Raw genomic sequence first — 12,845 nt, forward strand, 5'->3', positions numbered from 1 at the left:
CCTTTAAATTAGTGAGTACTGAGTAAGTGTTTTATTTTCTTTGACCATCTTCATATTTCTTTTGAAGCTCTTCTAATCGAAGACGACCTTGTTCTCTCATTTTACGGTTTTCATCTTCAATCGCCTTTGTTTCGTTCATCCCACGCATAATTGTTTCCCACGTTTGCTCAATCGTTTCAATTTTAATACTAGGCTGACCTGACATTCTGGCGATATCTACACTTTGCCTAGAAATGTCATTCGCATTTCTTAACAGCATTTCGTTTGTTCGACGGTCTAATTCACTCATCGATTGGGCAACCAAGTTTTGTCGTTTGGCAGAAATAGCATTGATTAGACCAGTTTTAAATATAGGAATGGTAGTCACAAATGCAGAGTTAATCTTCCCTATAAGCTTGGTATTACCTCGTTGCAGCATTCGGATTTGAGGGGCAGACTGATAGGCAACTTGTTTAGCCATTTCTAAGTCATAAATTCTTTGATCTAGTAGCTCAATGGCATTTTGAAGGGAATTCAAATCCATTAAAACAAGCTGATCGCCTCTCTCTGCTTTTTCCTGTAGGGCAGGGAGCTGCTGGCGTAACTGGTTAAGCTTTAATTCACCTGCAACAATATATTTCTCTAGCTCCATGAAATAAGTGAAGTTTTTATCGTAGAGTTCTTCTAACGTTTGAGTAGAAGCTTTCATCTCTTTTTCATATTTCGTAATTTCAATGAAGACTTTGTCTATTTCTTTCCCCATTGTTTGATACTTATTGAAGAGCTTTTCAATTAGCTTCTCACCCTTTTTGAACACCTTGCTCAATAGAGATGGCTTTTCTACAAAATCTTTTTTATCGAACTTATCCATAATTTTACCAAGCTGTTTTAAAAGCTCGCTGGATTCTTCCATACTACTAGATTTTATTGTGTTTAAAATTCTTCCTGTAAAAGCAGAGATTTCGTTTGCTGGCTCGCGACCAAACTCTAACAACTCTACTTGGTTTTTAGGATCAATTTTCGCAACCAATTGTAAAACCTGAGGATCTCTCTTCAATTGTGTTTTGAGTTCATTGCTTTCCTCTAAAAGCTGTTCCTTTTGGTCCATTTCTAATTTTTCTAGTTCCAAACTACTTCAACCCCTATATCATCTAAATTTTTTAAAAATCTTACTTACTACATTCTCTTCTTTAAAAGGCTCATTGAAGGATCTATCATCCATCCAGTGCAGATCAAACATTCCTTCTTGAACCCATTTTTCTATATCCAAATGTCCTTGCGGATTTACCAATATAATATCTAAACCAAGATGATGCATGATGCATAGAGCGTTTGCATCTGCTCTACTCAACTCGGGTCCCTTTTCTTCGTTATAAAGGAAGATAGTTGGAACAAATTGAGGGTAATCAAACGTTTGAAACAGACGTATAACAAAATCAGGTATAAACATGGATTGAGAGAACGCATATAATTGTAATTCCTCATGTGTTTCGTTTCCCTGAGGAATAAGAATGGGATCACGCACATGCTTAGCAATGGCTTCACCTATCGCTGTTTGTGTACCTGAAGGTAGCTTACCATAAGACCACCAATTAGAAGATTTCATAATCTCAGGATCTAACATTCCGTCAGAGTTTAAAGCATTTCGATAATGAAAAACTGGATTTGTCTTTTGTTCCTTAGTAAATGGGAATTGACGAATCACATGGGTATCCTCTCGAGAGGTTAAGGAATGCACGTTGTTCCAAAAACGCTTTCGATTGCGGTCTATTCCCATGTATTTAGCAAAAACGACGGGAATAGTTACTTGCTGACTGCTTACTTGAAAGTGAGGCCGAATCATTGCACGTTCTTTAGCTATTAAGAATGCTTCATCCTCGGTGGTTTTTAACCTTAAGGAATTTATGGAATATGATTTAAATTGAAAAGGCTTATAAAGACCTGAATCATCGTGATGCAAGAGTTCATTTATTTCTTGAGTAGCTCTAAAAGCAACTGTACCAGCAATTTTAGGCATCTCATTTGGAAATTCACTTGGCTTGCTTGCTATTTTGGGAAATTTAAAGGAATGTTCCTCATCTATTCCAAGCATTTGCATTGGCCAGGATTCATCGCAGGGATTAAATATGACGATATGAAATCCATAAGCTCCTAAAAACTTTAGAAACCATCTCTCACTAGGAGTAGCATCACCGTACCAGAGGAAGCCGGGCAGACCAGTTTGAAAGTCTAATTTTTCTAAAACAGGCTCGACATGATTGAATATCCATTTAATCATATCAATCGTTATCCGTCGATACTCATGGTGCTGTGTCCCTTCAACATAGTTAGATTGGAGCTGTTTTAATAAATCGATTAAAACAATCCTTATACGTCTATTTAAATCGGTATCATTGAGTTTTGGGAGTAAAAAATGACCTTCCAAAAAGGCAACCATTCGATTCGGAGACAGTCCTTTTTCCTGGCGATGTATTTCAAAAAGCTGATTAATAGCACGTAGTTTATCAGGTGCAATATTTTTATTAAGAGAATTAGTAAGATTAATCAGCTTACCATCAGAATCATTTAATTGTGTATGCAAAATAGTAAAATACTCATCTTCATCCATAGAAACACCAATAAATTGGCATAATAACTGGGGATATGTCAGGCTATCTTGATCGACTGTCACTATGCTAGGGTCTTCTAAAGAGTTTTTTAGCCATTTCCCAATGTTAGATGAATCCCACGACTGCATCCTTATTGGATTTAACTTCACCATGGGTTTTACCTCCTGTTAATACATATTATAACAAATATTATGAACTTTTTTTATTATTTCCTCACCTGCCAATACACCAGTTTGATCGGTTACTTGGACGTGAGATGGGAGGTGCGAATTATTTAATATAACTTCTCCATGCTGAGGGATGAAACCGTAATCAGCACTCAAAACCATATCTAAGTCTAATAATGAATCACCTGCTGCAATTACTGTTTCTGCCTCTACTCGATCAGCTACAAACTCAAGAGCGAGAGATTTGTTAATACAATTAGGCATTACGTACAACTTTCTTCCTTGTTTAGACAAGGTAAAGCCTTGCTTGTAAAAGAGTTGGGATAGGTCTTCCAAGTCCTCAACTGTAAATCTCTCCTCATCTATAATCATATACACAAACCAGTTCTCTGCCTGTAAGGATTTTAAGACGGAGCCTCTTTGAATATAAGGTTCAATCTGTGATAGTACGTGAGAGACAGAGGTACAGTCGTTCTCAAGCTGTACCTCTATTTTATCAGACCATTCCGGAATAGGTTTACCATTTTCTAATATTACAGCTCCATTGGAAACAATGGAGTATGTTGGCTTCTCCTGAGGATTATACAATCTAAACAAGCGTTCATATTGTTTACTAGTTCTAGTTGTGACTGGCAAAAATTCAATGGAAGAGGAGAGTTCTTTAAAAATTTCTAGTCCTTCCTTGGTCATGAATGCTGTCGGATTGTTCTCACGCCACTCTACTATGGCTAGATCCTGTTCACTTACTTCGAGACCTCTAGATTTTTTACTATATATGAGTGTTCGATCTAAATCACTCGCAAATAGAATAGTCATATTAATTCCTCCGATTCTATAAGCCCAATAGCACGGTAATAAAGGTCAGGGATTATTTCAATAGGTATATTTTTTTCTTGGCATAAGCTTAAAATATGCTTAACAGCTTCCTCATTTTCATCTCTTAAGAGAATTTTATGAGGTTTCCTTCTTAATAACGTTCTAGTCGTTTCCCCAATACTAGGCTTTACTTTGGTGAGGTCAGAGTTTTTGTAATATTTGTGTGCGATTTCTTGAGCTACCTGCATGCCTGACCAGGTTCTTACGTTCTTAACAGGGAATTCATTAAACTGCTTTAGGATATTTTCCTCTTCAGCAGAAAAATGAGCAGTTATTTGATCGACAAAAGAGTTGGACACATCCTCATCCTCAAGCTCCGCGTAGTACTTGGCCCCATGAAAATCCTCTGGTGACTGATAGGCGTTATTTAGAATAGTTCTACTGATTAAGCCAGATACAGTAGAATTTAAAAAGGCATTAGGTATTAGAATATCGTCTCTTGTGCTATATAACGTTGCACATCCACCAGGATCGGAAAGGACTGCAAGGTCATCGTTTAAGTGAAGTCCTTGTTCATTCAAATGTTGAACGGACTTGGTCAACTCTTTTTGAATGGCACCTTTTCCTGTCCAACCATCTACAAATTGTAAATGATGATTAGGGTATAGATCACGCACTGTTTTTATAGCATTTTCGTCAATCCCTTTTCCTCTTAAGATGGATACGCTAAAATGTGGCCAGTCTAAGCCTAAAAAAGTACGAGCATATCTTCTCATTAAAATTCCTACTGGGCTTCCTGCGCGTGCCAAGGAAATGATGACGACTTGATCGGTTCCTGCATATTTGTGGACGCGTCTAGTGACAATGCCTACTAACTGAGCTATATAGCTAGAAAGCTGGTTCATAGCCTGATTGTATAAACGAAGATACTCTGGAGAGGGGCGATATTCTATAGGTAAGGACTCAGAGTAATGATGCCCTAAAGAAAATGCCTTTTCTCGATTATCTATGTTCGATTCAATTTGAATTTTGGACATATCCTTTAGTAAGAAGGTAATGTCTTCTGGTGAGTAACTAGTTTTAACTAAGTGATCAGTCTTAAGCATCGTCTAATCCCCCTCTGTTAGCTGGCGATGTAAGGGATAACCATGTGACCGATCCTTTGCTGTGCAAATAGCTTAGTAAAGGAGACCAGGTTTCTTTATTTTTAACAGACTCTGCAACTACTAAGATTTGTTCAAATTCATGTTCTGCAACGTTATATAAGTATTGTTCAACATCATTTGAATCAGGCAAAATAAATTTACACTTACTTTTAATTGGATAGTGTTCCTCATTTTTTGCAAAGATTGGGCTTCTAGTCGTTGTTTGGATCTTGGTATGTTTACCTAGTGCGAGAGCAATACGGCTTGGAATATATATGTTTTCTCCTATGCCTATTACAAGCGTTGGTTTATCCCTATCTAATTTCAGCTTTTCAAGTAATTTATGTATCCAGTCGTCCATTGCTGCATGGCTTTCACTCGTCAGGCCAAATCTACCAGTGAGAGTGCTATAAATTGCATGTTCGCTAAAATAGGGAGTGGTGCACTGAGAGGGGATGTCATCCTCTAAAGACACATGAACTTCTTCTCCCCCTTTTAGGTAAGGTATGACTTCCTCTTTGATGGTAGCTGTATTGTGTAGAGTGAATTGACCAGAAAGAATTGAAATTATTTCGGCATGAATCCCATTTTGTTTCATTAAGTCAGTAAAGTTGTTTATATTTTCTACACTTCTCCAATCCAGAATAGACAATATTTTGAACTGCTTTTTTGGGAACTTTTTATTTAAGGATATAATTAAATTGGAAAGTGTGAGGCCAGAGGTTATTTCATCATCGATAAGTACAATCGTTTCCGCTTCCTTTAACACGTTCTCTGAAGCATATACTCGGTGAGAGGTAGCATGAGAATGCTCTTCTTCAAAAACAAAAGAAGGGGAGAGATTGATGATTTCTTCACGCGTAGTATGAATATACTGAGCCTCATCAAAATGATTAAAAACAGCATGACCTAAACCGGTGGCAGTTTCTGCGAAGCCTATAAAGACAGTATTAGTCGGTAATTTAACCTTATATTTTAAAGAGCTAAGGCTAAGCGTGCGGTCTGACTGGCCGGAATCAATCATTTGAATAATATCCATTAACTGTGGATGAGCAGGTAAACCTTCATTTTCCATTAACATAGAAGCAAGAACAGTCCCAGTTCCTAGTGAAAGAGAAGGGTCTACTGGTAGGTGTTTCCCGAGCAGGCGACTAATAAAGAGAAATTGTCTTTTTTTATTTATTCTTACTCCCATTTCAAAAAGCTTATCTGGATTAAGGTTGTATGGATTATTTTGAACATCAATGGTTAGCTTTAAATTTCCATGTAAATTATATGTTCTTGATGTAGCCGATAAAGTCGTGTGTGGTAACATTTTCATTTAGCACCCCATATATTTCTGCTTGCGCCAGTATTTTTAAAGCCCAACTATAATGAGGTTTAACCTCATTCATTTTATTTTTTGAAGGGCTACTTAAAATTCCATTATTTCCATATCTGTTTCCAACGATCATGCTAGCGTCGTCAAACGTCTCCTTAGAAACAGGATAGACAGCATTAACGATATCTACTTGGCTTGGATGAATGCACGTTTTACCGTAAAATCCATTCAAAAGGTCTAGTTGAACTTCTTCCCATAAGATGTCCTTACTTTTATCATCAAAGTATTCAAATACAGGACCTGAAATTATAAAGTTATCCTCATAGCGTCTAAACGTGTTTAGAATTTCTGTTAAACAATCTCCAATTAATTGTAGCTCGTAAACAGTTCTATTATATGGCCGTCTAAGGCTAAAAAGGCTAGAGAAGTCTGTTGCCCCAACTCTAATGGTTAATATGAGACGTTCGTAATTCAAGAAAATCTTATAAAGCTTTTGGAGCTCCTCTTGTCGAGACTCTTTATAAATAATCTCTTTTGATTCAATAATAGGCAAACCATATAGCGTAACGGATCTTGCTTGGTTTAAGGAATCCAAGCATGAAAAGAAATCATTAGCATTAGTAGAATTACATTTAGGGAAGACTATACCCGTGATAAGGTCTAAATCATTTCCTAACTGACTAGCAATTCTCTGTAACTGGTCTACGCTTCGAATTCTTATAAATAGGAGGGGCAAATCATACTGTAGGGTAGCATTTGCGCTGATCGCTTCAGCTAAGGTGTGCAGTTGTTCTACTACATTGTTTTCGGCTTCTGTTAGCGCGTTATCTGAAATAGAATCCTCTAAACACATAATTACACTAGTAAGATTTTCAAAAGATCTCTTGATTAATTTTGAAGAAAAATTACTCATTAGGCCAGGAATATATAAAGTGGCACCCATAGCAATCCCCAATTTTAGCTTGTCTGTCGTTTTTGAAAATTCTTTAGGAGGTAGATGAAAAAAATTATTCACTTCATTTTCACTTAAACCCTTAAAATGTCTGATGGTAATCACTCCTTGAAAGAAGAAGGGGCTATAGGTCACCCAAGTTCTATTAAATATACTCTTTGTAAAAAAAAAGCAAGGAGAAAACCCTTGCTTTAGAAAAGATTTAACTAGTTTAAGCCAAAGTCAGAAACTAAAGCTCCTAATCCACCTTGGTAGCCGCTACCAATTGCATTAAATTTCCACTCGTTATTGTGGCGATACAATTCACCTACAACTACTGCTGTTTCAATTGAGAAATCTTCTCCTAAATCGTAGCGAATTAGTTCTTCCTGAGTGTCTGCATTGATAATTCGTACGTATGAATTATTTACTTGACCAAAGTTTTGACCTCTAGCTTCTGCATCGTGAATAGTAATGCTAAAAGCAATTTTTTCAATAGAACTTGTAACGTTTGCAAGGTTTATATTAACTTGCTCATCATCGCCATCGCCTTCGCCTGTGCGATTATCTCCTGTATGAACAACTGCTCCATTACTACCTGAAGTATTGTTATAAAAAATAAAATCAGCCTCAGATGCACATTTTCCACTGCTATTTAATAAGAAAACGGAAGAGTCAAGGTCGAAGTCGTTTCTGCCGTCATATTTGTTTGTATCCCAGCCTAGACCTACAATAATGTTTGTTAACCCTGGATTACCTTTAGTTAAGTCTACCTTTTGTCCTTTAGATAAATTAATAGCCATGTTTATATCCCACTCCTTATAAGTATTTGTTTGCTATAGATGAAATATCAGTGTCTGCTGTACCTTCTCCAATAGCCGAGAATTTCCACTCTTCACCATCGCGATATAGTTCCCCAAGGAAAAGTGAAGTTTTCCCAGAATAATTATCAGAAAGATTATAATGTACTAATTCTTGTCTTGTATCGTTGTCCACTAAACGAATAAATGCATTTTTTATCAAGCCAAAATCTTGTTTTCGTTGTTTTGCTTGGTAAATATTAACGACAAATAAAAGTCTATGAACAGAACTTGCAACTGATTTAAGGTTTACGTTAATTACCTCATCGTCTCCGTCACCATCTCCGGTACGGTTGTCACCCATATGTACCACGCTGCCATTGTTAGAAGTTTTGTTTCCAAAATATATTAATTGTTGTTTGGAAGATAACTTTCCATTTTCGTTTAAAAGTAGAACTGAAGCGTCACAGTCTATAGCAGCGCCACTAGAACCACCGCCAAAAAGACTACCTAAAAACCCACCGCTTTTTTGACTTACTGGATCCCATCCAAGTCCAACCATGACACTTTTTAAAGAAGACCTACCTTTAGTAAGATCAATTTTTTGTCCTTTTACAAGATTAATAGCCATTGATAAACCTCCCCAAATTTCTTTATTTAATTAATTTTACGTAACTACCGCTTAAATAGTTTCATTAAGTAATAAAATTTTTATCGTTATTCATACTAATATATTTTAACGGTTTACATGGGAAATTGGAAATATATAAGCCGATATCAGAACAAAGACTGTGACAATTTAAATTCGGTTTCTGCTTTCTCCTGAAGTTTTCAAGCAGAGCCACGCAGAAGTTAAGTGTGAGTCACTTGTTGCTTCATCCGAGCTTTATTTCTTTTGATAGAGAATAGCGGCATGCCCTAACGTTTTAGCTGCTGTTAGCATGGCCTTTTCATCAAAATCAAACATCGGGCTATGATGTGGGTAGACATCTCCATCAGGCATAGCTCCGGTGAAGAAAAACGTCCCTGGAATTTGTTCGAGATAATAGCCATAATCCTCACCAATCATTAAAAGCTCCGATTCCTGTACCTCTTTGACATCTGGGATTTGTCTTGCTATTTCAGCAAGATATTCTGTTTCTTCTTTATGGTTAATGACTGGAGGGTATCCTCTTTCATATGTGAGTGTATAGGTACAGTCTGCAGTCAGACAAGTTCCGTCTAACACGCGTCGTAACTCATTCTCCATTAAATCTCTTACAGCAGGAGTAAATGTTCTAATGGTTCCGCTCAATTTAACCGAATCAGCGATAATGTTAAATGCATTGTCGGCAACAAATGAACCGACAGAAAGAACAGCCGACTCTACCGGATTGACTCTTCTTGAGACAATTTGCTGCAAATTAACTACTAGTTGTGAAGCAGCCAAAATGGCATCTTTTGTGTCATGAGGATTAGCGCCATGACCACCGCGCCCTTGAATTTTGATGATAAAACGATCTGCTGCAGCCATAATTGGGCCGGAGCGATAGGCAATTGTGTGAAGGGGAGTTTGAGACCATAAATGGGTACCAAAAATTACATCTACGTCATGTAAGCAGCCAGCTTCTATCATTGGTTTTGCACCACCTGGTGCATATTCCTCCGCATGCTGATGTATAAATACGTATTCTCCGCTCAGTTCATCTTTTAACTCATGTATAGTACGGGCAAGAATGAGCAGTGTAGCAGTATGTCCATCATGTCCACAGGCGTGCATTACACCAGGTACTGTAGATTTATACGGAACTTCCTTCTCATCTTGAATGGGTAGTGCATCAAAGTCTGCACGCAAAGCAACCGTTTTCCCAGGGCGTGCCCCTTTAACTCTTGCGACAACACCATTTCCGCCCACATTGGCGTCAAAAGGTATACCAAGTTGTAAGTAAAAGTTTTGAATATATTTGGCAGTGTTAGTCTCTTGAAAGGATACCTCAGGATGCATATGTAAATACCTTCTAATTGTTACCATGTCATTAAAACCTTCTTCTAATCTTCGAAATAAATCATTAGTCATCTTAAAAACACCTCTTTTATATATTTTTAATTAACAATTACTTCTAAAAATTATAACAGATAATAGAAAGTCTATTTTAAATTATTTAAATAATCTATTTTTTATTTTGGTGCATATTTTCTTACAGAACTCACATCATACGACTGTAATAATTTATTGAAAAGGAGAAAATAAAATGATAAAAAAGATGAAGATATTAATCGCTATTCTTATAATAGGGTTCTTAACAGCATGTGGAAATGATGATGCTAAGGATGATAAAACAACAGATACGACAACGGATACAACTCAAGATGGGAATATGGATCCTAATGCAACAGTTGATACTGGGAACGATGGAGAAATTGGTGAAGAAGAAGGAAAAGACGTTTCTACAAACGGAGATCAAAAGGTTGATGTAGCAGATGACGTGGCTGCAAAAATTGCAGAATTGGATGAAGTAGATGTTGCTCATGTGTTAGTGACGGATACAAATGCATATGTTGCTGTTAAAGCGAAAGAAGGAACAGAAGATAACGATGAGTTAAAAACTCGTATATCTGAAAAAGCTAAAGAAGGTAAAGGTAATTTAAATTTTGAGAACGTGTATGTATCTTTGGATCCTGATTTTGTTGGCCGTATGGAAGAGTACGGAACAAAGATTAAAGCAGGGGAGCCGGTTGAAGGATTCTTTGATGAGTTTACAGATACAGTACAACGTGTATTTCCTGATACAGCTAAATAAAAAAGGCGAAGAGGTAATTCTCTTCGCCTTTTTCTTATTTTAACCCGATATTTGCTTTGACATCGACCTCTGCATATTTCTTCTGATCTGCTCTTGCTCCTATTAATGTGCCTATATAGCCACCCAAGAACCCAGCAGGTACTGAAAAAATCGCAGGGTTAGTTAATGGGAAAAGAGCTGTACCATTAAATAAATGAGTGCCATCTGTTCCCCAAAGGTTTGGACTTAAGGAAACTAATACTAGAGCAGTAACTAGCCCGGTGACAATTGCTGTCATAGCTCCAGTGGTATTGAACTTTTTCCAATAGATGGTGTAGATGATCACCGGTAAATTAGCACTTGCAGCGATACAGAATGCTAGTGAAACCAAGAACGCAACATTCATCGTTTGTGCTCCTAAGGCTAAAACAATAGATAGAAGTGAAACCCCAACAGAAGCAAAACGAGCCGCTCTCATTTGCTGTTTTTCAGTTGCTTTTCCTTTCTTTATGATTTGTCCATAAATATCATGGGCAAATGCAGATGCACCTGATAGCACTAGTCCTGCTACTACTGCTAATATAGTGGCGAAGGCAACAGCAGATACGAAAGACATGAGGATATCCCCTCCTAGTGCCTGCGCTAGTAATGGTGCTGCCATGTTTCCTGCTGAGTTTGCAGACATAATGTCGCTAGCTCCTACAAAGTAAGCAGCTCCGAAACCTAGGAAAATAGTAAGAACATAGAAGATACCTACAATCCATGTTGCATACACCACAGAAGAGCGGGCAGTTTTAGCATCTTTTACTGTGAAGAATCGCATAAGAATATGAGGTAAGCCTGCTGTACCTAATACTAAGGCGATCATCATAGAAATTGTGTCCAAGCCATTCGTATACTTTACTCCAGGATTTAAGAAGTTTTCTCCTTGCTCTGTAACCGTTTTCATCTCAGTGAACATACCAAGGATATTAAAGTTGAATTTCCATAATACTAAAAACGAGATAAGGACTGTCCCAATCATTAACAATACAGCCTTAATGATCTGTACCCAGCTCGTTGCAGCCATTCCACCCCAAAGAACATAGATGGTCATCATTGTTCCTACGATTAGTACAGCAATCCAGTAATCAATGCCTAGTAATAGTTGTATTAGTGCACCTGCACCCACAAGCTGTGCAATCATATAGAACAAAACGATTGTAATAGTGCTAATCGCGGCAGCTCCACGTACTTTCTTTTGGTTAAAGCGTGCATTAATCATATCGGCTAACGTATATTTCCCCAAATTTCTTAGAGGCTCTGCTACGATGTAAAGTACAACTAAATATGCTACTAAGTAACCTATACTATAGAAAAAACCATCAAAACCAAAAAGTGCGATAGCTCCGGCAATTCCGAGGAATGATGCAGCAGAAAGGTAATCTCCTGCGATGGCTATCCCATTTTGCCAGCCAGACAAACCTCCACCGGCAGTGTAAAATTCACTAGCAGAGTTAGTTCGTTTGGACGCAATGTATGTGACAAATAGAGTTAATGCTACGATTCCTACAAAAAATATAAGACCGACTGTACTCATGCCATTCATACATAATCACCTGCCTTTTCCTTTTCGATTATTTCTTCCGCATCCTTATCAAACCCCTCTGCTTTACGAACATAGATCATACATAAGGTCCAAGTCATGATGAATTGAGCAAGAGCAAAAACCCAAACCCAAGTTATATCTCCAATTGCTGGCTTGTTTAATATAGTTGTATAAGACGTTAAAATTGGTAAAGAAATATAAAATAGCAGAAAGAAAATCGTTATTGGAACGATAAAATTTCTTTTCTTCTTTTTTAAGGCAACAAATTCAGGGCTGTGTGCAATAGCCTCATAGTTGTAAAGTGGTGGTTCCTTTCCGCTTTTTTTCACTTTTTTAGAGGTTTTTTGAGGACTAGCAGGGTTTAATACACTTCCAGCTTTCTTTGGCATTTTCCTTCCTCCTTCAACTTTACTAGCTTTCTGAATATTAAGTTAGAAAACTGTATTTTAATAATAGGGAAAAATAATAAAAATTACAAACAAAAAATTATAATATTGTAATTATTTAGAAAATTATATTAATATAATACAATTTTTTCTTTTCTAAAATGTTTTTGCTTATGGACGGGTGCAGAGAACTTTTACGATACGTTAACATGTGCATGGCGAGATTGTATTTATGGAATTTTACTACAGGGTGAGTTGGATAACTAAGGAGTATATAGTTTGTGTTTTACTAGTTGAGTGCAATAAAAAAATTAACCTTTCTAAATATAACCAAATTAAAATAG

At 37.0% G+C, this 12,845-nt stretch carries 12 protein-coding genes; 1 reads left to right on the plus strand and 11 read right to left on the minus strand.

The genetic code is table 11. The annotated features are described in order from the left end of the window. Positions 1–31: 31 nt before the first annotated feature. From Q0371_RS02225 to Q0371_RS02265, 9 genes are all read right to left on the minus strand, one after another. Positions 32–1,087 (minus strand): toxic anion resistance protein, encoded by a 1,056-nt coding sequence (locus tag Q0371_RS02225; RefSeq protein WP_169360220.1) that lies wholly within the window; start codon positions 1,085–1,087, stop codon positions 32–34. Positions 1,088–1,126: 39 nt separating this feature from the next. Continuing rightward, positions 1,127–2,740, minus strand: coding sequence for a YceG family protein (locus Q0371_RS02230; RefSeq protein ID WP_298467748.1), 1,614 nt, complete (start codon positions 2,738–2,740; stop codon positions 1,127–1,129). 15 nt (positions 2,741–2,755) lie between these two features. Then, positions 2,756–3,571, minus strand: coding sequence for an HAD hydrolase family protein (locus Q0371_RS02235; protein WP_169360189.1), 816 nt, complete (start codon positions 3,569–3,571; stop codon positions 2,756–2,758). Then, positions 3,568–4,677, minus strand: coding sequence for a cysteine protease StiP domain-containing protein (locus tag Q0371_RS02240; RefSeq protein WP_298467752.1), 1,110 nt, complete (start codon positions 4,675–4,677; stop codon positions 3,568–3,570). The genes Q0371_RS02235 and Q0371_RS02240 overlap by 4 nt, the downstream gene beginning before the upstream one ends. Beyond that, positions 4,670–6,037 (minus strand): phosphoribosyltransferase family protein, encoded by a 1,368-nt coding sequence (locus tag Q0371_RS02245; protein ID WP_298467754.1) that lies wholly within the window; start codon positions 6,035–6,037, stop codon positions 4,670–4,672. Before Q0371_RS02245 ends, Q0371_RS02240 begins: the two co-directional genes overlap by 8 nt. Next, on the minus strand, positions 5,988–7,052 hold the full coding sequence (locus Q0371_RS02250; protein WP_251556372.1) for an HpcH/HpaI aldolase/citrate lyase family protein: 1,065 nt from the start codon (positions 7,050–7,052) through the stop codon (positions 5,988–5,990). The genes Q0371_RS02245 and Q0371_RS02250 overlap by 50 nt, the downstream gene beginning before the upstream one ends. 143 nt (positions 7,053–7,195) lie before the next feature. Then, positions 7,196–7,771: a TerD family protein gene (locus Q0371_RS02255; protein WP_169360186.1), complete on the minus strand. Its 576-nt coding sequence runs from the start codon at positions 7,769–7,771 to the stop codon at positions 7,196–7,198. Positions 7,772–7,787: 16 nt separating this feature from the next. Beyond that, positions 7,788–8,399: a TerD family protein gene (locus Q0371_RS02260; RefSeq protein WP_169360185.1), complete on the minus strand. Its 612-nt coding sequence runs from the start codon at positions 8,397–8,399 to the stop codon at positions 7,788–7,790. Between the two features lie 255 nt (positions 8,400–8,654). Then, positions 8,655–9,824, minus strand: coding sequence for a M20 family metallopeptidase (locus Q0371_RS02265; RefSeq protein WP_251556373.1), 1,170 nt, complete (start codon positions 9,822–9,824; stop codon positions 8,655–8,657). 175 nt (positions 9,825–9,999) lie between these two features. On the opposite strand from Q0371_RS02265, the gene Q0371_RS02270 reads away from it, so the two are divergent. Continuing rightward, positions 10,000–10,548 (plus strand): YhcN/YlaJ family sporulation lipoprotein, encoded by a 549-nt coding sequence (locus Q0371_RS02270; RefSeq protein WP_251556375.1) that lies wholly within the window; start codon positions 10,000–10,002, stop codon positions 10,546–10,548. Positions 10,549–10,582: 34 nt separating this feature from the next. Here the strand turns inward: Q0371_RS02270 and Q0371_RS02275 are convergent, their stop codons facing one another. Next, positions 10,583–12,106: a sodium/solute symporter gene (locus tag Q0371_RS02275; RefSeq protein WP_251556403.1), complete on the minus strand. Its 1,524-nt coding sequence runs from the start codon at positions 12,104–12,106 to the stop codon at positions 10,583–10,585. A 5-nt stretch (positions 12,107–12,111) separates the two neighbouring features. Then, positions 12,112–12,504, minus strand: coding sequence for a DUF485 domain-containing protein (locus Q0371_RS02280; RefSeq protein ID WP_169360182.1), 393 nt, complete (start codon positions 12,502–12,504; stop codon positions 12,112–12,114). Positions 12,505–12,845: the final 341 nt, after the last annotated feature.

The organism is uncultured Psychrobacillus sp. (assembly GCF_938022135.1).
In the GTDB taxonomy this organism is placed as follows: Bacteria; Bacillota; Bacilli; order Bacillales_A; family Planococcaceae; genus Psychrobacillus.